Genomic DNA, 21,382 nt, shown 5'->3' with positions numbered 1-21,382 from the left:
AAAGATTGAGCTACAATTTTTCAGCACAATGTCAGGGAGGACAGTCTGACCATGAAAAAATTCGCAATCGCCGCAGCTGCGCTCGGCATGTCGCTGGCCGCTGCCTTGCAGCCGACCACCGCCAAAGCCGAAGAGAGCTGGCCACCGCGCAAGATCACATTCGTCGTTGCACTTGGACCGGGTGGCTCTGCCGACCGCACGGCCCGCGCGCTCGCACAACGCCTTCAGGACGAGCTTGAAACACCGATTTCCGTGATCAATCAGGAAGGCGGCGGCGGCCATGTCGGTCACACCTATTTCTCCCAGATGCCGAAAGACGGCAGCTACTTCCTCGCCACCTCGATCCACCCTTATGTTTCCAATGCGATCCTCCGCTTCGATGCGGATTACACGCTCGACGACTTCGCCTTCATAAACGGCCAGTGGAACGATCACGATCTCTTCGCGGTCAATGCAGAGACGCCCTACAAGACGCTCGCCGAGTTCATGGATGCAGCTAAAGCCGAGCCCGGCAAGCTGAAGGTTTCGGTGGTGCCCGGCTCGACCGGCGCCATCAATCTGGAACTCGCGCTTGAAGCCTTCGGCGTCGACAAGAGCGCCGTCAACATCGTGACCTATCAGTCCGGTGGCAAGGCACGCACGGCCGTGGCCGGCGGGCAGGTCGACATGACCGTTCTGGCAGCAGATGGCACGCTCTCCATCGCCGAATATGTGCGCCCGCTTGCGCTGGCCGCTGATGTGCCGAGCGAAGACTGGGATGCCCCAACGCTCAACCAGGCTCTTGAAAAGAACGGCCTCGAAGCCGTCCCCGTTCTTGCCGGCTCCATGCGCGGGCTGGCGGCGCATGCGGAATTCAGGAAGAACCATCCCGAGGCTTTCCAGAAGATGGTCGATGCCTATAAGGCCGTTCTCGAAGACGAGGCGTTTGTGAAAAGCCTCAAGGAGCAGAAGATCGGCGCGGAATGGCTGGGGCCGGAGCGCACGACCGAGATCATCAACTCCAATTTTGATGTTCTGAAACGCTTCGACACTAAAGAATAGTGACGGGAACGCGGGGGCACAGCCCCCGCTTTCTTTCGATCCTGCACAGGCGAGGGACTTATATGACCACGAGATTCCCGGCCACGCATGCCGCCCTGCTCGGCATCGTGTTTGCCACATCAGGCTTCATACTCTGGAGTGCCGTCTCCGCCTCCTCTTCCCTCAACAATCTGGTGGTGGCTGTTCCGGTCGCCGCCGTGCTCGGTATTCTCGTGCTGCTCGTCATTGCCGGCACAATCCGCAAGCCGATGGACGAAAGCTCAAAAACCGGCGTCTGGGGCGACCTGCTTTTGCTCGCCGGCTTTGCCGCCTTCTGTTTCGCGCTTACCCATATCGGCTTCGATGTCGCGACCTTCGTCTTTGTCTGGGCCGGGGTGGTGATGAGCGGCGGGCGCGGCCTTTGGCAACCACCCCTTTATGCGGCGCTCTTCACCGTGCTTCTGGTCAAGGGGTTCGGCTCACTCTTCCCATACCCGATGCTGACGCTGGTGCTCTGAAATGATCGACCAAGTCGCCCTTTCACAGGCCTTCGGCCTGCTCTTCACCAGCATCGAGCCCTGGCTTTGGGTCATTCCCGGCCTGCTGATCGGCCTGATTTTCGGCTCGATCCCCGGCCTTCAGATCTCGATGGCCATGGCCGTTTTCCTGCCGGTCACATTCGGCATGGATTTTCTGCAGGCCATGCTGTTTCTCACCGCAATCTTCACCGGCGGCGCCTATGGCGGCGGGGTGACCGCGATCCTGATGAACATTCCAGGCTCTTCCTCCTCCATCGCCACCGCCTTCGATGGCTACCCCATGGCGAGACAGGGAAAGCATAACGAGGCGCTGGGCCTGGGGCTTGCCGCGTCGGTTATCGGTGCGTTCGTCGGCTATATTCTCCTGCTGCTGCTCATCAATCCCCTGGCCACGCTTGTGCTGAAAATCGGTCCCATGGAGATGGTCGTGGTGGTGCTCTGGGGCCTGACCCTGATTGCAACACTCAACGACGGCAGCCTGTCGAAGGGGCTGCTTGCTGGCTTTTTCGGACTGATGCTCAGCCAGATCGGCATGTCGACCACAGGCGTCATGCGCACCACCGTCGGCAACCCGCATTTGCTCGACGGCATTCCCGTTGTCCCGGCCATGATCGGCATCTTCGCCGCATCGGAGCTTTTGCGGCTAAGGGGCAGCTCCTATCTGGTGCAGGACGAAGCGCAGCGCGACATTTCGTTTGGCCGCATATTGCGCGGCGCGGGCGAAACCTTCCGCTATCCGGGCGTCCTGATCCGCGGCAGCCTTATCGGCGCGGTGATCGGGGCAATCCCCGGGGTCGGCTCGTCGGTCGCCAATCTGGTGTCTTACGGAGAAGCCAAGAGAACGTCCCGAACGCCAGAAACCTTCGGCAAGGGTGCGCCGGAGGGCGTTATCGCGGCAGAATCCGCCAACAGCAGTTCCGAGGGTGGCTCCATGACCGCGCTTCTGGCGCTCGGCATTCCCGGTGGCGCTGCAACGGCCGTTCTTCTCGCAGCCTTCTCCTTTCACAACATCATCGGCGGCCCCTCCTTCATCCGCAATCAGACCGATGTGGTCTACTCGATCATTCTGGGCAATCTGGGGCAAGTCGTGCTTCTGGCCGTGATCGGCCTCGCGATGCTTCGGGTTCTGGGCATGGTGGTGCGGGTGCCGCTTGCCTATCTCGTGCCCAGCGTTCTGGCCATGTGCGCCTGGGGCGGATACGGCATCACGGGCACGATTGCGGGCCCACTGACCGTTGCCGCATTCGCCGCTCTTGGCTGGCTCATGCGGCGCAACGACTATCCGGTCGCCGCCACCGTCATCGGCCTGCTCCTCGGCCGCATGATGGAAGGCGAGCTGGTGCGCACGCTGCAGATCTCCAACGGCCAACCGCTGAACTATCTACTTGAACGGCCCATGGCGCTTGGTCTTTTCGTGTTCATGGTGATCGTGCTGGTTGGCGCGCCGCTTCTCAAAACACTGCGTCAGCGCAAGGTTCAGCAGGTCGGAAATTGACCATGCTGGCTTCAGCCGTCACCCGCGGCGCTGTAACCATCGGTGTCGGTGCCGCGGGCGGTCTGTCATTCTTCCTGCTCAATCTCCCACTGCCATGGGTCCTCGGCAGCGTTGCGGCCTCGGCGCTGATCACACAGCTCTCACCATTTCGCCCGGAGCTGCCGGCGACATGGCGCAGCTATGCAATGGTTGCCATCGGCACAATGCTCGGCACCGGGTTCACACCCGACGTGATCGCCCGGGCCGGAACATGGGCTGTCAGCCTCCTTGCCATGGCGCTTCTGTCGCTCTGCTTCGGCCTTTTTGCCTATATGGTTTTCCGGCGCTGGGGAGACATGAACCGCGAGACAGCTCTTTTTGCGGCGATGCCCGGCGGTCTCTCCGTGGTTACGATGCTGGCAGAGCAATACGAAACCGAGACGAACCGTGTGGTTCTCTGCCACACGGCGCGTCTGGTGGTGTTGCTCATATCCGCACCGCTTCTCATCCAGTGGATAGCCGGCATCGACCTCTCCGCCGCAAACCGTACGGCCTTTTCAGCCCCCGAAGCGTTCGACCTCACCGAACATGGCAAGCTCGCACTCGTCGCCATCGCCAGCTGGTATGCTGCCACGCGTATCCGCTTTCCGTCGGTCATGCTTCTCCTGCCGCTTTTGAGTTCTGCGGTTCTTCACGCGACCGGTCTGGTCACGGTCCACGTGCCCGCGCCTCTCTCCATTCTTGCGCAGATCGTCATCGGGTCCGGTGTCGGCGCGCGATTTGCCAGCTACACCTTGCGCCAGATCGTCCGCGATGGCTGGCTGGCGGCGCTTGTGGGAGTGGTTCTGGCCGCCGGCTCTCTCGCGGCAGCCTTTCTCGTCGCCCCCTTCGCCGGTGGCGATGTAGCACCGCTGTTCCTTGCCTATCTGCCCGGAGGCGCGCCGGAACTCGGCGTGGTTGCGCTGGCGCTCATGATCGATCCGGCAATGGTCGCCGCGCATCACGTGTTGAGGGTATGCCTCATCGTCGCGATACTGCCCTATGCAGCGCATCGTGTGGGGACACCGCGAACCGGCTCCCCGTGACGGGAAAACACTCCGATATCCGAGACCGGCCTGGGAAACACTGAAGAAAGAAGTCGTCACTCCGGCGCCAATCCGGCGAGCACTTCGTGCAAAATCACATCCATGGATCAGCAAGTTTGGCAGCGGCGCGATGATTGCGGATGCGGTCGCTGCCGAAGCCGTTTATAGAATGGCCGCATGCGCATTCTCGATATCAAGACATTCGTGGCACTCGCCCGCAACCGCCATTTTGGCCGAACCGCGGAAGAGCTGAACACGACACAGCCGGCGATTTCGAGCCGGCTTGCGGCCATTGAGGCCGAACTGGAAAGCCGGCTGATCAACCGCGGCGATGGCAGCTTTGCGCTGACAGCCGACGGCGAGCGCGTGCTGCAGAGTTTTGAGGCGATCCTTGGCGATATCGACCGGTTGCGCGGCACGCTTCAGGGCGACGCCGTGCCGGCGCTGGAGCCGCTGCGGATCGGGGCAATCGATTCCGTATCATCCACCTGGATGCCGCATCTGATCGACTCGCTGCACCGGAGCTTTCCGAACCTGAAGATCGAGCTGACGGTCGATGGCACGAAGCATCTCGTTCAGGGCATGACCAAGGGCGAGTTCGACGTGATCTTCTCGCTGCACCCGGTGCTGGACGACGGTTTCCGCAGCTTCACTTCCTGCGTGCTGCAGATGGTGTGGGCGGGATCGCCCAAGCTCATCGACCCGGACAGAACCTACAGCGTGGCGGAACTGGCGAGCCTGCCGATCATCAGCTTTCCCAAGAACTCGCCACCCTACCAGATGATCGCGCCCTATTTTCACGACGAGCAGGCGCTGGCCTCGAAGCTGACAAGCTGCAACTCCCTCTACGCGATCATCAACCTGATCATTGACGGGTTCGGCGTGGGCGCGATCCCCGCCGTGACCATAAGGCGTGAGTTGAGCATGGGGCTCCTGCATCAGGTGCAGGTGTCGAAGCGTTTTCCGCCCATGCACATCGTGGCCAGCTATCAGGCCTCGACCCATCAGGACTTCATCCGCAAGGTCATCAGCCAGGCGCGCATAAGCGCCGCGCGGTTCTGCGCCAGTGTGGAGCCGGACATGGCCTGGATCGACTGATCCCATCAAAAGGCACAAAAAAGCCCGGCATCTCTGCCGGGCTTTTTCGTATCCTTGCCGTTGCGGCTCAGGCCACCATGATGTGGCGGGCCTGCGTGTATTCCAGCAGCGACTGCATAGAGAGATCCGAGCCATAGCCGGAGTTCTTCATGCCGCCATGCGGCATCTCGGTGGCGAAAACGCCATGGGTGTTGACCCAGGTGACACCGTATTCGAGATCGTTGGCCAGGCGCAGCGCGGCGCTGGTGTCACGCGACCAGACCGACGAGGCAAGGCCGTATTCCGAAGCGTTCGCCCAGCTGAGCGCCGTGTCGGGTTCATCGAACTCGGTGAGCGTGACGACGGGGCCGAACACCTCCTTCTGGACGATCTCGGCGCCGATGGGCGCACGCACCAGCGTCGGCTCGTGGAAGAAGCCGGCACCATCCGGCCTGTTGCCGCCAGCGACGATGTCCGCACCCGATGCGCGGGCGCGCTCGACGAAGCCGGCAACGCGCTCCTGCTGGGCGGCGCTGATCAACGGACCGAACTCCACATCATCACGCTCCGGCGCGCCGTAGATGAGGCTGCCGATCATGGCGGAGAGCTTGTCCGTCAGTTCATCGGCAATCGCCTTGTCGGCGAAGACGCGGCAGGCTGCGGTGCAGTCCTGACCGGCATTGTAGAAGCTGGCCTCGCGCATCGTGTCGACAACGCTGTCGAGATCGGCGTCCTTCATCACGATGACCGGGGCCTTGCCGCCAAGCTCGAGATGGGTGCGCTTGATCTGCTCTCCGGCGGCCGCCTTGAGGATGGCGCGACCGGTGCGCACATCGCCGGTCAGCGAGATCATGCGCACGAGCGGATGGGTGATGAGCGGCTGGCCAACATCCGGGCCGTTGCCGCAGATGACATTGACGACCCCGGCAGGCAGAACCTCGTTGAGGATCGCGGCCAGACGCAGAAGGCTGAGCGGCGTGTTTTCCGACGGCTTGATGACCACGGTGTTGCCCGCGCCGATGGCCGGGGCAATCTTCCACGCGGCCATGAGCAGCGGATAGTTCCACGGCGCGATGGACGCGATGACGCCAAGCGGATCACGACGCAGCATGCTCGTCATGGTGTGGGCGCGGTAGCCGTCTGCGGCGACGCCCGGCATGTTGCGCACGGCGGTCGCGTAGAAGCGGAAAACGTCGGCCACATTGGCGAGCTCGCCGGCTTCGACGAAGCGGCGCGGCTTGCCGGCGTTCAGCGATTCAACCTCGGCGAGACGGGCTGCGTTTTCCTCGATCTTGTCGGCGACGGCCCACAGCATGCGGCTGCGTTCCTTCGGCGTCGTGCGGCGCCAGCGCTGGAACGCGCGGTAGGCGGACTGCACGGCGGTGTCGATCTGGCCAGCGCTGGCCGAGGCGACACGGGCGAGCTCGGTCCCGCGTGCGGGATCGAATGCGGTTTCCTCCGCGCCCTCACCGGCGACGAATTCACCATCGATGAAAAGACGTGTTTCAAGGCTGCTCATGCGTGTCTCCATTCGCTCAAGGGCGATCGGTTTTCAAAACTGTATGTGAATGCGTCCGGCAGAATGCGGCCGAAGCCGCTATTCCCCTTCGGTCAGAACGCGCAGGCGCGCCGGATCGATGGCGAGGCCAACCGTCTCGCCGCGCTCGAAATCGAGATCGTGCGGGGCCAGAACGCGGATTTCTTCCTTGCCGATCTGGATCACGTAGCGATTGCGCGCGCCAAGATAGACGCGGGTGCGCACCTTGCCCTCGACGACGCCCTCGCCCTTCGGCTTGATGGCCACATCTTCCTGACGCAGTGCGACGACCGCCGGGCCGCGGCGTGTCTCGTCCTCGCCGACCGGCAGGGTCTGCCCGTCGGCAAGTGTTGCCACCGGCCCGCCAGCTTCTTCGGTGATGTTGGCCGACACGAGGTTGGCCGCACCAAGGAAGCTCGAAGCGTAACCGGTGGCAGGTTGGGCGTAGATCTCGCGGGGAGCCCCCTCCTGTTCGATCTTGCCCTTGTTCAAAAGAATGATGCGGTCCGACAGGCTGAGCGCCTCTTCCTGATCGTGCGTGACGAACAGGGTGGTGAGGCCGAGGCGCTTGTGGATCTCGATGAGCTCGACCTGCATGTCTTCGCGAAGCCGCGCGTCGAGGTTGGACAGCGGCTCGTCGAGAAGCAGGATCTGCGGACGCGAGACGATGGCGCGGGCAAGCGCCACGCGCTGCTGCTGGCCACCGGAGAGCTGGTTGGGCCGGCGGTCGGCCAGATGGCCGAGCTGCACGGTCTCCAGCGCGTCGCGCACCTTGTCGCGCTGCTCGTCGAGCGTGCCGATGCGGCGCATGCGCAGCGGGAAGCGGACATTCTCGGCAACGCTCAGATGCGGCAGAAGCGCGTAGGACTGGAACATCATGGCGATGTCGCGCTTCTCGGGCGGCAGGTCGGTGACGTCGCGCCCGCCGATCTCGACGGAGCCGGAGGTAACGCTTTCGAGACCCGCAACGATGCGCAGAAGCGTGGTCTTGCCGCAGCCGGAGGAGCCCAGAAGGCTGACGAACTCGCCGGATGCGATATCGATGGAGATGCCGTGAAGAACCTCGACGGGACCGAAGGCTTTCTTGATGGCGTTGAGACGGACTTCAGCCATGGATCAGGTGCTCGCGAAACGGTGCAGGCCGAGCATCCGGTCGATCACGAAGATCAGAAGGACGGTCAGGCCGATCATGATGGAGGAAACGGCAGCCACCGACGGGTCGGGGCTGAATTCGAGTTGGCCGTAGATCTGCACGGGCAGCGTGGTCATGCCGGGCTTGCGCAGAAACAGCGCCAGAACGGCCTCATCGAAAGAGATGTTAAAGGCGAAGAAGGTGCCCGCCGCAAGGCCGGGAAGGCACTGCGGAAGAACCACCAGCCGCAGCCGCTGGAAACGGCTCGCGCCCATGGTCTGCGCCGCTTCCTCGAGGAATGGGTCAGATTCCGAAAGGACAGCCAGCGTGGTGCGGATGACATAGGGCGTGGTGATGATCGTGTGGCTGACCCATAGGGTGAGCACGGACACCGGTCCGAAGATCGCGCTCCACAGCATCAGCATGCCGATGGCGTAGATGATGGTGGGCAGAACCAGCGGCGACAGGAAAAGAGTCGAAAGCAGGCCCGAGAAGGGCAGCTTGCGCCGGTGGAGCGCGATGGCCGCCGCACCGCCAACGAAACAGGAGGTGACGGTGACCAGAAGCGCCACCTGGATGCTGATCCAGGCCGCATTGAGATAGGCGTCGGACGACAGAACCGCCTCGTACCAGCGCAGCGAGAAGCCCGTTGGCGGGAACGAGATGAACTGGCTTTCCGAAACGGACACGCCGACGATCACGACCAGCGGCGCGAGAAGGAAGATGCCCGTCAGGACGACAAAGGCGACAGCGCCGATGCGCAGCGGAGTGGAAACGGCTCTAACCATTGGAGCGCCCCGAAAGTCTGGCGTAGGGCATCAGGAGAACGATGATGCCCAGGAACAGGATGACAGCCTGGGCTGCAGCGAATGGCCAATCGAGCGTCTGTGTGACCGAACGGTAGATGGACGCGGCAAGAACCTGAATGCGGGCGCCGCCCAGAAGGTTCGGCGTGACGAACGAGCTTGCCGAAAGCGTGAAGACCAGCAGCGAGCCGGCGACGATGCCCGGCACGGACAGCGGCAGCACGACCGTGCGCAGCGTCTGCAGGAAGGAGCAGCCCATGGTCCTTGCCGCCTCTTCGAGCCGGCTGTCGATGCGGGTGATCACGCCAAGGATCGACAGGGTCATGAAGGGCAGAAGCACCTGCACCATGCCAATGACGATGGCGGTCTCGGTCTGCATCAGGCTGAAATTGCGCCCGACGAGGCCGAGATCACGCAGGACCTCGGGCACGAGGCCGCTGCGGCTCAGAAGCACCATCCAGCCGAAGGTACGCACGACCACAGAGGTCATCAGCGGCAGGATCACCATGATGACCAGCCAGAGCCTCAGACGCGGGCTGACATGGGCCATGATATAGGCCATCGGGAACCCGATCAGCGCGCAGATGAGCGTAATGATCGCCGACAGACGCACGGTGCGCCAAAGCACATTGAGATAATAGGGATCGCTCAGGAAGCGCGTGAAATGGGCCAGCGTCAGCCCGTTCTCGCCCGAGACAGACAGCATCAGCATCTGTGCAATCGGCACGAAGAAGGCGAGCACCAGAAGCAGGAGGCCCGGCAGGATCAGAAGCGAGTTTTCCGCGCGGTCTGTCATGGCGATCCTTGTGTCGTCTCATTTTAAGCTTGCATTGCCCCGGAACGGGCGACAGCGCGCAGGCGCACGCGCAGGGCGCGGCATCGCAAATCACTCGCGATGCCGCAATCAGGTCTGGACCTATCGGGCGATGGTGCGGTTCCACGCATCGACCCAGGCCGAGCGGTTGGCCTCGATCTTGATCGGGTCGAAGCGGATGAGGCCTTTCACCCCTTCCTCACCATAGGCCACGTCGGCGGCCACTTCGCCGGCGAGCTCGGTCTTCGCATTGGTGGGCGAGTAACGAAGCTTCTCTGCGAAGCAGGCCTGCGCCTCAGGCGAGATCGACATGTCGATTAGCTGGAGAGCGAGATCCTGGTTCGGCCTGCCGGCCACGAGATTGGCCGTGATGAGGCTGGCCGGTGTTCCTTCAGCGCCCTGGGTGAAAGCCGTCGGCAGACCGGCCTTTCGCAGCGTGTAGGCATAGTCGGACGCGTAGGCGGCAATCCATGCATCGTTCTGCGCGAATTCCTGCTGGATCTCCGGTGAGGTGGAAACAACGATGGCGCCGTTGTCGAGAAGTTTGCTGACCGCATCGAGGCCCGGCTGGATGTTGTCGAGATCGCCACCGTTGACCTGATTGATCATCAGGAAGCCGAGCATGCCATAGCCGTTGGAAATGTCGGTCAGGACGATGTGATCGGCATAGGCCTCGTTGGCGAGGTCCTTCCAGGCGGTGGGCTTTGGGTCGGCCGCTTCATTGTTGTAGAGGAGACCGATCGCGGCAATCGAATAGGCGGGGCCTTCGCCTTTGGCGAGGTTGGCCCGGGCAAAATCATAAACATCGCCGGCATTGGACAGTTTGGCTTCGTCGATCGGCGAGAGGAGACCTTCCTGTGCCGCCACGATTTCCTGGCCGCCGGAAAAATGAATGACATCGAACTGCGGCGCATCTTTCTGAGCACGCAACTGGGCGAACGCATCAGCGGAGTACGCAGTGACAACGCGCACTTCAGCGCCGGTCTTCTCCTCGAATGGCGTCAGAATGCACTCGCGGTGCGCTTCTTCATAAGCGCCGCCGAAAGAGTTGATCGTGATCGTTTCGGCCTGTGCAAGTGCGGTGCCGGCCATCAGTGCGCTAACGCCGGCAACGGTGAATTTCGAAATCGTCTTCATGGCTGTTCCCTTGCTTTCTTTATATTTGATGTCTGGAGGCCGGGCGGCCCGCACCGAGGCGGGCGGGCCGCCGGATCGTCAAACGTTGCGGCCGATCTCGACCGTCTTGATGCCTTCCCTGCGGATCAGGCGACACTGCTCGGCGATTGCGTCGAGCCCTTCGGACATGTTTCCGAAGTAGGTGCAGGAAATCCAGCCCGTGGGGCCGAATGTGCGGCCGCCCTCGCCGTAGAACATACCGATCTCCCAGAACTCGTCGGGGTCGATCTTGAAGAAGTTCTTCGGCTGGTAGAACCAGAGCATATCACCAGGTTGCGGGAGAACCGTCTGGTTTTCCGGCGGCAGGCTCGTGGGATCGAAGTTGCGGGCCTCTTCCGGCAGACCCATCATGATCTCCGGGCCAGAGAAGATGGCATGGCTGGCGGGAACCTGAATCGGCTTCTCCAGGGCGCCCCAGATCGCTTCACAGGTTTTCGGTGCGGTATCCCAATAAAGAGAAATGATGCCTTTTACGTCGGCTTCGACGAACTTCAGATAGATATTCTTGTCAGTCATGAACCTAAACCCGTTAGAGAAGCCGATATTTCAAGGCAAGTAATGGGTTGTGTCCAATCGCAATGCGGAATTCGGGTTATAAAAAAATTCTATTGCCCTGACTCCTTTTCGTCATGCTCCGTTTGATCTCGCCCCAAGGCGTGCCTGCTCACCAACATAGCGCCAGAAGGCGATGTCGTGCGGATGCTGATTCACCGGCCATTCCGGATGCCATTGCACGGCAAAAACCGGAGCCCTTGTTCCAGAGGCTGCGACCGCTTCGATCACCCCGTCATCGGCGTGAACCGTGGCGGCAAGCCCGTGACCCAGCCGGTCGATCCGCTGATAATGGACGCTGTTGACCGCGATCGGGCCTGACACGCCCAGCACCTTTTCGAAAGCGGCACCCGGCACGACTGTCGCGCCGTGCGCGTGGGCAAACATGGCCTCGAGAGAAGCGTCGTCGGGAGCGTGATGGGAGAATTCCGGTGTGCCGATGTCGCGTTCATCGGCGAGCGATCCGCCGAATGCGACATTGATCTCCTGAAGTCCGCGGCAAATGCCGAAAAGCGGTGTCCCGCGTTCGACCGCTGCGTCAATGAGCCGGGCGGTAGCGCTGTCACGTGTCGCGTCGAGCATTCCGCGCTGCGCTTCCGTGGAGCCGTAGCGCGAGGGGGCTATGTTGGAATTGCTACCCGTCAGAAGCAGTGCATCCATCCGCGGCAGGAGGTTGATCACATCGTCTGCGTCAAGATTGTTCGGCACGATGAGAGGCAGCGCATCGGCGTTTCGGCGGACTGCATCCAGGTAGCGTTCCTTGACGATCTGGGCGTCCTCTCCTTCCACGGAGCGCCTGCAGGCGATGACGCCGACGACGGGCAGTGCGGGCATTTTCGTGTTCCTTTTGAATTCAGGCCTGAGGCATATAGAGCATTATGCGGACCGGCAAAGAGATGCAGCGTCCTTCATGTGCCCGGATGGACGCTGTAGTGTCTGGCACAATGCCACGAAAATGCGGCACGCCGGGAAAGAGACTGGCCCAATAGCGAGTACGCAGGCGATCTGGTAATCGAGGAGCCGGCCAACGCCCGGATGATGATTGAAGCGAATGATGGCGGCTCGTTTCAGCAACTGCGACGGCCCGATGGACGTCCGGTCCACAGTCGGCGCGTCAGGCGACACCGTGAAGTCCGCCTAGGGCGGTCCGGAACCGGGTCGCCACCGTCGATGCCAGAACGGCCTGCATCGAACCAGACCTCCAGGGGAGGACGGACATTGCGAGCGCCTCAATGCGTGGTTCCGGGACAAGATGCTCATGCGGGTAAATCCCAATCGAGCAATGGAGAGCGTTCGACAACGTCAGGAGACCTCACAGTGCTCTGGACGACCGCCTGCCGACGCTGGAGACCGTCATAGCGATGGGCCAGAGGCCGGTCAGGTTCTATATCCTAATTTTTGCAGAACAGGTCGGCACAAGAGCCAGCATCCGTGCGACGGCCGACGCCTAGTACAATCGCACTATCTGGTCCGCCGTCCGCAGCGGTGCTATTCGTCGCTGGCCGCCGATTTCCAATCAGAAGGGCAGACTCCCATTGCGCCATGACCGGATTATCATCGCCGATGATCACCCTGTATTCCGGGATGGCCTGGCACGGCTCATTCAGCGGCAGCAACCTGAAGCAGAGATCCAACAAGCTGCGACCGTCGAAGAAGTTCTGACGCTAGCCTCGAAAGAACCGACACCGGATACTTTCATTCTCGATCTGATGTTTACGACCGGCAATCTGGAAGCTTCCCTGCCAACGCTGCGCCAGCGCTTTAGCCGTGCCTCAATCATCGTTGTCTCCATGATCGACGACATGGAGACCGCAAAGCGGGTGATGAGTGCCGGTGCCGATGGCTTCATCTGCAAGAGCTTGCCGCCACACGAAATCATGGCTGCAGTCGCTGCGGTGCGCGATGGTGACATGGTCCTGCAACTGGCAGCCTCTGGTTTGCCCATAGGCGAAACCGACGCGCCCCTTCGTGGCCTGACACAGCGCCAGATCGATGTTCTGCGCCTGCTTGCCTGCGGGCTGAGCAACAAGGAGATCGGCCTCAGATTAGACATTTCTCCCTTCACGGTGCGAATTCATGTCTCCGCGGTTCTCAAGGCGCTGAGCGTAACGACTCGCGCCGGCGCCGCCGCCAAGGCGATTGCCTTGGGCCTGGATCAGTCACCCTGAGGCCACGGCCTGGGCTGTCAAAACAGAGCGCAACTCGGCCGGGCGAACCGGCTTTGCAAGGATGGGTATGCGATCATCGCCAAGATCCTGTCGAACGCGCATTTCGTCGTGCCCCGTCACGATGATGGCCGGAATCGCGCGCCCTACCAGTTGACGGACGACTGCGATGCAGTCTGCACCCGTGCGCTTGCCGCCCAGATCGTAGTCTGAAATTACGACATCCCAGCTCACTCCCCTAACCGGAATGCCTGTTTCAGCCTGAACGACACACCCCCATTTCTGAAGCAGGGTGGCACTGGCCAGGAGCACGTCTTCGTCTTCCTCAACGAGCAGTACGCGCATGCCCGATATCGCGGAATGCATCGGCACCGTCGTCGGTTGCGGCGCGGGCACAACCTGTTCAGCGCATGGCACCAAACCGGCAATTGCCACCGATGTGCCCCGCCCGGGAACCGAGCGCAGGGTGACATCCAGACCCATCAGCCCCCCGACACGGCGCACAATCGACAGCCCAAGACCCACGCCTTCCACGTCACGGTCACCACGCTCTCTCACCTGGTAGAATTCGTCGAAAACCTGCTCGAGATGCTCATCTGGTATGCCGGGGCCGCGATCATGCACCTCGATCGTCAACTGACCGTTTCGCCGGCGACAGCCAACCAAAACAGGCGAACCGGGTGCATATTTAAGTGCGTTGCTGACGAGGTTCTGAAGCATGGTCGACAGCAATGCGGCATCAGCGCGAACGACACTTCTGCAGTGCACCGATCGCAATTCCACATCCGCCCATTGCGCCATCTCCGAATACTGTCGCACCACCTCTGCGATCACGTCACCGATGAGCACGGGTTTCAACTTCGGCTTGACCTTGCCACTGTCCAGCGTCGCAATGTCCAGCAATGAGCGAAACAGACCAGCGACACCGTGTAGGGAACGATCGATGTTCTCCACCATCTGCCGTTCTTCCCTGCCAAGTCCGGCATCACGCAGGCACGCCGTGAACAGACTGATCGCGTGGATTGGCTGACGCAGGTCGTGGCTCGCCTGGGCGAGGAAGTTCGATTTGGCGAGGCTCGCCTCACGGGCCTCATCCAGAGCACCGCGCAACGCGCGCTGCAGACCGTCTATATAGGCTGGTACGATCAAAGTGGTCAGAATCAGGGTGATAACCACATACGGATCATTGCGCCACTCGGTGTTGAAAACGGTGGCGATAGCAATGGTGGCCAGCGCCATGCAGGTCGCCACCAAAAGGTAGCGCGAGCCGAACCGCATGCCGTTGCCAACAGTCACCCACAACAGCGTTGCGTAAACTGGCAACATGGCCATGCCACCAACCGACATGGCGAGCGCCATTGCTCCGTAATCGCCAAACATTGCCAGCAACCGGCGCCAGACAATGTGTCCAGGCTGCCGCGTGATGTGCAACAGCAGCAAGAAGGACAGTGGCACATATGCGACGACGGCAATGACCGCGAGCCACTCCCATATCGTATCAAGCCCCTGTAGGGCCAATACGGTGATGATGTAGACATCGAACAGGGGGACAAGGACGATCCGCACAAGCGCCTGGCCGCGCTCTGCATCCACCTTGCCCGTCGCAACCACCAGATTGCGAACGAGCCATTTGCGAAAGTCTGCAACGAAAGTGGCTGCCGTGTTCCCCATCACACCTTTATCCGCTATTGCGCAACGATTTCGACACGGCGGTTGCGCGATCGGCCACTCTCGTCGGCATTGCTCGCAACTGGCGCCAGGGAGGCCACGCCTCTGGCGATCAGGCGTGTTCGTTCAATACCGTAATAGGCTTCAAGCCGCGCCACCACGGCAGCCGCCCGTGCCTCCGATAGGACCGTATTCGCCGCCAGATCACCCACATTGTCGGTATGACCCACGACATAGACCTGCAGATGCGAATTCGCCCGAAGCAATTCTGCAATCTGATCCAGGGCGGGGCCGGATTCCTGCTTCAACTGTGATTTGCCGGTGTCGAAGTAGACGCCCTGTACGGCCACATGGCCCTGGCGTTCCAGAGAACGCTGCAACTCCCCCGCCTGCAACACGTCTACCTGATCGGTCCGCAGCGCAACCCCCTCCACGACCTGCTGGTACAACAGCGTTCTGTTGTTCGACGTGTCCTCCACAACGTGCAGGAACACATGGAAAACGCCATCAATACTCTCCTGCGAAGCCAAAAGGGCCCGCTCCGCTGTACCGCCAAAGAAAGCATCGCCGAATCCTTGCGGCCGAACAGTACCGCTGTTGGCGATAAATGCCATCATGTCGACGCCGCATGTTTCATGGCTTTCACACGCAAACACCGTCTCGAAGCCCGCCTGTGCCAGCGCACTCTCATAATTGCGCATAACCTCCAGCGCCGAGCGCTCACCGGCGATGCGATAGCCGATCCGCGTGATCTTGCCTTCGACTTCAAGCAGATCTCCAGGGGCCTCGCCATCGTCGATCCTTCCAGCCGGCAGGATCGCCACATCGAAATCCCTAACCTGATACGCTCGGATCGTTGCCGTAGGAAAACGGCTCAGCAGTGCATGATCCGAGGCTCCTTCGACGTCTTCCGCGTAAGCCGCGCTCCCCAAAAATGCGCTGCAGATCAACACCGTTCTAACAAAACACTTCCACACGGATCGTCTCCTTCCTCTTTTTCGACCCCGGTTTGTCGGACCGCCCCGCATCACAATCCTGTCGCGCCAATCCGGTTCTGGAGTTGCTCACGCGGGACGAGATCTTGTGATGAAGCCAGGTTTAAAACCCTGTCCGTCATAGCCAGTGTCGATTCGCGATGAGCGATCACAACACGCGTCATCCGCAGCTTGCCGACAGCCAGATTGATAGCCTCTTCGTTGGCGTTATCCAGGTGACTGGTCGCCTCATCCATCAGAAGTATTGCCGGTTTTCTGTAGATCGCGCGTGCGAGAACAATTCGCTGCTTCTGGCCACCGGAAAGGGCGCTGCCCATGTCGCCGACGAGCGTTTCATAGCCCATCGGCATGCTCGCAATCTCATCGTGAACTGCTGCCATGCGGGCGCAGGCAAGAAGCCATTCGGAGTCTGGGGTCATGTCGAACGACGCAATGTTTTCTGCGATTGAGCCGGCAAATAACCGATCGTCCTGCAGCACGCAGCCCACACGACCGCGATAGGCAGAAAGACCGAGGGATGTCATGGGAACTCCGTCTATCAGCACCTGACCGGAGGTCGGCTGGGCAAGTCCGGCCAGCAGTTTGAACAACGTAGACTTGCCAGATCCGGAAGGTCCCGCAATACCAAGGCATTCACCAGGCGCAACGCGGAAACTGATGTTGTTCAGCACTTCTGGCTCGTTGTCAGCATAGCGAAACCGGACGTTTGCGAACTCGAGCGCGCTGGGTCCTTTCGCCAAAAAGCTCTCACCGGCGGTGGCCAAGGATTTCCGCTCTTCTTCCTCCGGCTCAGCCAAGGCAATATCGGCAATGCGTTCTCCATGGAGCGAAAGCATCACGAATTGCAGGACCGTATCGATGAAACTGTTGATGCGGGCGACAAACTGATCTTTGTAGGCGAGGAATGCCACCAGCATACCGATGGACAGATCGCCGACCAGAATGGCCCTTCCGCCGAGATAGATGAGCAGCACCCGGTCCAGACCGAAGAGCGCACTACCGGCAGCCGAGAACAATACGTCGAACTTTCCGACCCGCAGTTCCGCATTCACCCGATCGATAAGATGGTTGATCCAGACGCCCCGGCGTCTTTCCTCAAGATTGAGAACCTTCAGACTGCTTATGCCGCGAACCGATTCCATGAAGTGAGAGTGTTCGTTGGCGGCGTAAACAATGGCCTCCTCCGAAATCGCCCTGTAAGGAGGATAGCACAGGAGTCTGATGACCGCGTAGACTGCGACACTCGCCAAGGCGATCATGACCAGCCAACCTCCGTAGAGCCACATCATAAGCACGAGTGTGACCGACATGACGCCGTCGAGCAGTGCCTGAATTGCGCTCGTCGTAAGCGTGCGCTGAACCGCATCAATCGAGCCGAAGCGGGATACGACGTCGCCGACATGCCGCTTGTCAAAGAAGACGAGCGGCAGGCGCATGAGCCGGTCGAACAGCGATGCTTTCCACTGAAGAGCCAGGCTCGATCCAATAAGCATCGTAGTCCAGGACCGCGCGAGTGCTCCTGTGACCTGAAGGAGGAGGAGTACAACCAACCCAAGCGCGACAATCGTTAGAAGGTCGTAGTCTGCCGCCACGATCACTTCGTCCAGTACAACCTGGAAACCGATCGGCATCGCAAGTGTTGCCAGTTCGATTAACAGCGAGATTGCAAGGATCTGGAGCGCCGCCGCACCGATACCCCTGGTGCGGCGCACGAGATCGCTGATCCTGATGCTGGTCTTCTCGTTCCTGGGTTGAAACCCCTCGGTCGGCCAAGCCTCCAGTGCGACACCAGTAAATTTCTTCGACAGTTCGGCAAGTGAAAGCGTGCGACGTCCAATTGCGGGGTCATGCAACACAGCGCTCGTCACCCCTGCTTTGACAAGCACAACAAAGTGGTTGTGCCCCCAGTGCAGTATGCATGGCAGTTTCAGTCTGGGCAGGTCTTCAAGTTCCAGCCGCAATGCGCGCGTTGCCAGCCGGAGACTGCTGCCAAGCTCAACCAGATCCCTCAGGGTCGTACCCTTGATCGAGGCCGTGAAGCGTCGTCGAATGGCTGGCAGGTCCATCGCGTGGCCGTAATGGCCGGCGACCATCGCCAGGCAAGCCAGCCCACATTCGGCCGCTTCGGTCTGCAGTATGATGGGGGTTCTGGAAAAGAGCCGGCCCGAGATCCGTGATGCAAGTTCCATCGTGGCCATGCGTCTATTCCTCTCCCTTCGTCACGAAGGAACCACCCAGGCTGTAGAGGGGTTCAAGTATCCACTGATACAGAGGGCGTGTTTCCAGGAGCAGGTGCGCTTCCAATTGCATGCCGGCCTGCAAAGGCTCTGCACGCCCATAGGCCATCACCCGTGCACTGTCCGGCTGAACGGTTATGCGATAGAGCGTTGGGGCGGTCTGCAGGTTGAATTTGCCCAGACTGAACTGGGCCACCTCTTCCGGGCTCAAATTCGCGCGTGAGATCAGCGATATCCTGCCCGAATGCTGGCCGAACTTCTGATAGGGAAACGCCTCGTATCGCAAAAGCACTTCTGTGCCTTCACGTATGAAACCGATGGCACTGCTTGGCGCCAGCAATTGTGCAACGAGCGGTCTGTCCTCCGGGACGATGGTCAGCAACGGCGTTCCTGCACCGACCGTCTGTCCCGCCAGGGTTATAATCCCCGTCACCTTGCCGTCGCGAGGCGCGGTAATCAGCAGTTCGCGCTTGGCTTCTCCCTCCGAAAGGCTCTGTTCGGCTGCAAGGATTTGCCGTCTGATCTCCGCCTTTCGGGCCTCCGCTGTCAGATCGAAACCGTAGAGCTGGTTCTCAACCTGATTGAAACGCGACGAAAGCTGGACGAGCTCCCGACGCAGGCCCGCCAATTGCGCCCGCTGAGAATTGAGCGACTGCAAGCGCGCCTCGTATTCGCGCGATACTGAAATACCTTTCGAGATCAATTGTTGCTGCCGCTCGGCGAACTCGGCCATTTGGCTGGTAAATTCTTCCCCCAACCGGATTTGCTCCTCAAGCTGAACAATCTCGCGCTCGAGGTCATGCTTTTGCGTGACGAGGCTCTGCTTTTCGATCACGTCAAGCGCCTTCTGCCTGGAGAAGGCCGCGCGCAGTTCTTCAAGCCCGTCACGGAGAACCTTCGTGATGGCGTCCTGGGTGTTACCGAGCGTCGTTGTGCTGTCGATACTGACACGATAGAGAACGTCGCCCTGGCGAACCCGCGCGCCTTCGCGCACCTTCAGCTCAGCGATCCAGCCCGCTTGCGGTGCCACCATGCGCGTCAGCCCGTCGATCGGAAGGATTACGCCGGAAACCCGGATCCGGCGTGTGTATTCACCAAAGACGAGAAAGAGCAAAGCGGCGACTACAAAGGCCAGCGAGAACCAGGCGAAAGTCGCCGTCGAGATCGTGTTGAGAACAGCCGGCCGGCCCAACCAGGACTGCCGACGCGCCTCAAGCGATTCAGCTCTATAAAGGGGAGAGTTTTGGGACATGCGCACGCCAAACGGCGAAGCGGCGTCCCGGTCGGGACGCCAGCCTCTGAACAACAGTGACCGATCCGGCTAACGGAGCTTCTTGGTCGTGCCCCGTGAGTCCGTGCAGCCACTGCCATCCGACCCCTCAGTCACACCACCGGCAACTGCATTCAACTCATCAATCGATAGCTCCCGCATCGTGCGGTCGGCTTTCTGCTCGTATAGCTTATTTCCAGACATAGCGGACCTCGATGCCACGATTGCCGTTTCGGGAGAAACCCGCCGAAAGGCTCCAGCCATTGTTGAATGAACGGTCAAAGGTTGCCCCATTGCCTCCGACAACCGGAACCGCGCCGTAGCCGAAGCCACGGTAGATCTCAATTCCGCCAGCCGCGGCGTTCATTTCATCTCTCGAAAGTTCGCGCATTTGGATTGCGCCTTCCAAATTATACCTTGGTTTCCTGCCGGTCCACGCTGCCCGTATCAAACTGGTAATACGTCACAATCGTTCCGTCAGCCTTGCAGTAACCCCATTCCTTTGTGATGTTCTGTCCGCCGGTGACACTCGCGATCTCGCAGACGCTCAATTCGCGCAGGGTCCGGTCATCCTGTGAGTGATTTTTGACAATAGTCATGGTCGTATCTCCAAATTCGAAACAGCTTGTTTCCATGGAGATGTCTATTCTTTGAGAATCCTACAGTCCATTAGTACAGATGCACTAAGGGTGTTGTGGTTTCTCGAGGACAATTGGTCATCTGGCCTGCGCCTGTAGAGTGATCCGTCTGGAGTTTTGGTGCGTGCTGGCGCGGCACTTTCAGCCCCTCCCACCGCCAGGTCCGCTCGACCCGTTTCCGTTTGACGTTCACAATCCAGCCGGCCTGGCGCAGCATCGCTGTGATGCGGCGATAGACATAGCGGCCATGCTGGAGATCGGACATACGCCGATCACCGGAAGCGCTCCACGCCATAGGGTTTCGGATCTATGGCAGGATGTCCACCGCCGCAAAGGTCGGCGATGAGCCTGCCCGTTATCGGCGCCATGGTGATGCCACTATGGCCGTGTCCGAAACCATAGATGATATCGGGAGACAGGCGCGATGGACCGATGCAGGGAATGCCGTCAGGCGTCGAGGGACGATTGCCCATCCATCGATCGACGACCCCTTCCTCCAGTCGATCCGACATGGCGGGAAATGCCCGTTTGAGATGTTTCAGGAGGATGTCGGCGCGCCGCCAGTCAGGCGCGGCACCAAGGCTGGCCAGCTCCACCTGCCCTGCGATCCTGAGGCCTGCCTGCGTCCGCGTGAAAATCATCTTCCCGTCCATCATCATGACGGGATAGCGCGGGCCACCTTCGATATCCGGCACCACCACATGGTAGCCGCGCTCCGCTTCGAGCGGCACCTGGTCTCTGCATTGCAGTGCAAGATCACGTGCGTTTATGCCTGCCGTCAGGACAGCCCTGCCGCAATCGATGTCGCCGTGATCGGTCTTCACGGCGCGCAGCCGGTTCCCCTCGAAACGGAACCCCGTCGCCCGGGCTCTTTGCTGAACCGCGCCTCGCCGGGCCGCACCTTCGACCAGACCGGCAACAAAGGCCCCGGGATCGGAAAGATTTGCACCCGCACGAATGTAGACACCGAACCGGTGATGCGCTCCAAGCCCCGGCTCGAAGGCGTGCAGCGCCTCGCCTTCCAGCTCCTGCCACTCGATGCCGTAGCGCTGGCGCAGCCCCCAGGCGAGGCCATCGGCCTCGTAGGTTGCTCTGTCGGGGTAAAGGAAGAGATGCCCGTCACGCCTGAAAAGGGAAGCGAGGCCGTTTGCCTCCGCGACCGCCTCGTAGCGCTGGAATGCACCATGATATCGGGCG

19 protein-coding genes and 2 pseudogenes are annotated in these 21,382 nt (G+C 60.8%); 6 read left to right on the top strand and 15 right to left on the bottom strand.

The genetic code is table 11. From position 1 onward, the window contains the following. The first annotated feature begins 51 nt into the window (after positions 1-51). The 5 genes from KUG85_RS09370 (at position 52) to KUG85_RS09350 (ending at position 5,216) form a co-directional block, all read left to right on the top strand. Positions 52-1,041, top strand: coding sequence for a Bug family tripartite tricarboxylate transporter substrate binding protein (locus tag KUG85_RS09370; RefSeq protein ID WP_223004986.1), 990 nt, complete (start codon positions 52-54; stop codon positions 1,039-1,041). A gap of 62 nt (positions 1,042-1,103) precedes the next feature. Beyond that, positions 1,104-1,538: a tripartite tricarboxylate transporter TctB family protein gene (locus KUG85_RS09365; protein ID WP_223004985.1), complete on the top strand. Its 435-nt coding sequence runs from the start codon at positions 1,104-1,106 to the stop codon at positions 1,536-1,538. A gap of 1 nt (position 1,539) precedes the next feature. Beyond that, entirely contained in the window at positions 1,540-3,054 is a 1,515-nt protein-coding gene (locus KUG85_RS09360) for a tripartite tricarboxylate transporter permease (protein WP_065816172.1), read from the top strand. 2 nt (positions 3,055-3,056) lie between these two features. Beyond that, on the top strand, positions 3,057-4,118 hold the full coding sequence (locus KUG85_RS09355; RefSeq protein WP_223004984.1) for an AbrB family transcriptional regulator: 1,062 nt from the start codon (positions 3,057-3,059) through the stop codon (positions 4,116-4,118). A 177-nt stretch (positions 4,119-4,295) separates the two neighbouring features. Beyond that, the gene (locus KUG85_RS09350; RefSeq protein WP_223004983.1) at positions 4,296-5,216 is read left to right on the top strand and encodes a LysR family transcriptional regulator; all 921 of its coding nucleotides are present in this window, start codon (positions 4,296-4,298) and stop codon (positions 5,214-5,216) included. A 67-nt stretch (positions 5,217-5,283) separates the two neighbouring features. Here the strand turns inward: KUG85_RS09350 and KUG85_RS09345 are convergent, their stop codons facing one another. From KUG85_RS09345 to KUG85_RS09315, 7 genes are all read right to left on the bottom strand, one after another. Continuing rightward, positions 5,284-6,714: an aminobutyraldehyde dehydrogenase gene (locus tag KUG85_RS09345; protein WP_223004982.1), complete on the bottom strand. Its 1,431-nt coding sequence runs from the start codon at positions 6,712-6,714 to the stop codon at positions 5,284-5,286. A 78-nt stretch (positions 6,715-6,792) separates the two neighbouring features. After that, the gene (locus KUG85_RS09340) at positions 6,793-7,845 is read right to left on the bottom strand and encodes an ABC transporter ATP-binding protein (RefSeq protein ID WP_223004981.1); all 1,053 of its coding nucleotides are present in this window, start codon (positions 7,843-7,845) and stop codon (positions 6,793-6,795) included. A gap of 3 nt (positions 7,846-7,848) precedes the next feature. Continuing rightward, on the bottom strand, positions 7,849-8,652 hold the full coding sequence (locus KUG85_RS09335) for an ABC transporter permease (protein WP_065816175.1): 804 nt from the start codon (positions 8,650-8,652) through the stop codon (positions 7,849-7,851). Next, a complete protein-coding gene (locus tag KUG85_RS09330) occupies positions 8,645-9,466 on the bottom strand; it encodes an ABC transporter permease (RefSeq protein ID WP_223004980.1) in 822 nt (273 codons plus the stop codon). The genes KUG85_RS09335 and KUG85_RS09330 overlap by 8 nt, the downstream gene beginning before the upstream one ends. Before the next feature lie 120 nt (positions 9,467-9,586). Then, on the bottom strand, positions 9,587-10,621 hold the full coding sequence (locus tag KUG85_RS09325; RefSeq protein WP_223004979.1) for an ABC transporter substrate-binding protein: 1,035 nt from the start codon (positions 10,619-10,621) through the stop codon (positions 9,587-9,589). A 78-nt stretch (positions 10,622-10,699) separates the two neighbouring features. Beyond that, positions 10,700-11,176, bottom strand: coding sequence for a DUF3830 family protein (locus KUG85_RS09320; protein WP_007009463.1), 477 nt, complete (start codon positions 11,174-11,176; stop codon positions 10,700-10,702). A 111-nt stretch (positions 11,177-11,287) separates the two neighbouring features. Continuing rightward, positions 11,288-12,046 carry a gamma-glutamyl-gamma-aminobutyrate hydrolase family protein gene (locus KUG85_RS09315; protein WP_223004978.1) on the bottom strand — a complete coding sequence of 253 codons (759 nt, stop codon included), beginning with the start codon at positions 12,044-12,046 and terminating at the stop codon, positions 11,288-11,290. A 701-nt stretch (positions 12,047-12,747) separates the two neighbouring features. On the opposite strand from KUG85_RS09315, the gene KUG85_RS09310 reads away from it, so the two are divergent. Further along, positions 12,748-13,380, top strand: a complete 633-nt coding sequence (locus KUG85_RS09310) for a response regulator (protein ID WP_223004977.1) — start codon at positions 12,748-12,750, stop codon at positions 13,378-13,380. Here the strand turns inward: KUG85_RS09310 and KUG85_RS09305 are convergent. From KUG85_RS09305 to KUG85_RS09270, 8 genes and pseudogenes are all read right to left on the bottom strand, one after another. Next, complete coding sequence (locus KUG85_RS09305) at positions 13,372-14,988, bottom strand: hybrid sensor histidine kinase/response regulator (protein ID WP_255606326.1); 1,617 nt, start codon at positions 14,986-14,988, stop codon at positions 13,372-13,374. The genes KUG85_RS09310 and KUG85_RS09305 overlap by 9 nt on opposite strands. A gap of 74 nt (positions 14,989-15,062) precedes the next feature. After that, the gene (locus KUG85_RS09300) at positions 15,063-15,998 is read right to left on the bottom strand and encodes an OmpA family protein (protein WP_255606325.1); all 936 of its coding nucleotides are present in this window, start codon (positions 15,996-15,998) and stop codon (positions 15,063-15,065) included. Between the two features lie 74 nt (positions 15,999-16,072). Next, positions 16,073-18,238, bottom strand: a complete 2,166-nt coding sequence (locus tag KUG85_RS09295; RefSeq protein ID WP_255606324.1) for a peptidase domain-containing ABC transporter — start codon at positions 18,236-18,238, stop codon at positions 16,073-16,075. Between the two features lie 4 nt (positions 18,239-18,242). Continuing rightward, positions 18,243-19,583, bottom strand: a complete 1,341-nt coding sequence (locus tag KUG85_RS09290; protein WP_223004974.1) for an HlyD family secretion protein — start codon at positions 19,581-19,583, stop codon at positions 18,243-18,245. Positions 19,584-19,737: 154 nt separating this feature from the next. Beyond that, positions 19,738-19,938, bottom strand: coding sequence for a hypothetical protein (locus tag KUG85_RS09285; protein ID WP_223004973.1), 201 nt, complete (start codon positions 19,936-19,938; stop codon positions 19,738-19,740). Positions 19,939-19,957: 19 nt separating this feature from the next. Continuing rightward, positions 19,958-20,146, bottom strand: a complete 189-nt coding sequence (locus KUG85_RS09280) for a hypothetical protein (protein ID WP_065816183.1) — start codon at positions 20,144-20,146, stop codon at positions 19,958-19,960. Positions 20,147-20,300: 154 nt separating this feature from the next. Then, positions 20,301-20,438 (bottom strand): annotated as a pseudogene (locus tag KUG85_RS09275) (IS3 family transposase); the annotation flags it as partial. A 19-nt stretch (positions 20,439-20,457) separates the two neighbouring features. Further along, positions 20,458-21,312: pseudogene (locus KUG85_RS09270) on the bottom strand (NAD(P)/FAD-dependent oxidoreductase); the annotation flags it as partial. Positions 21,313-21,382 lie beyond the last annotated feature (70 nt).

The sequence above is a fragment of the Nitratireductor rhodophyticola genome, assembly GCF_019891355.1.
Taxonomy (GTDB): Bacteria; Pseudomonadota; Alphaproteobacteria; order Rhizobiales; family Rhizobiaceae; genus Nitratireductor; species Nitratireductor rhodophyticola.
The sequence above is the reverse complement of the archived record's forward strand: the minus strand, read 5'-3'. Positions and strand labels throughout refer to the sequence as shown.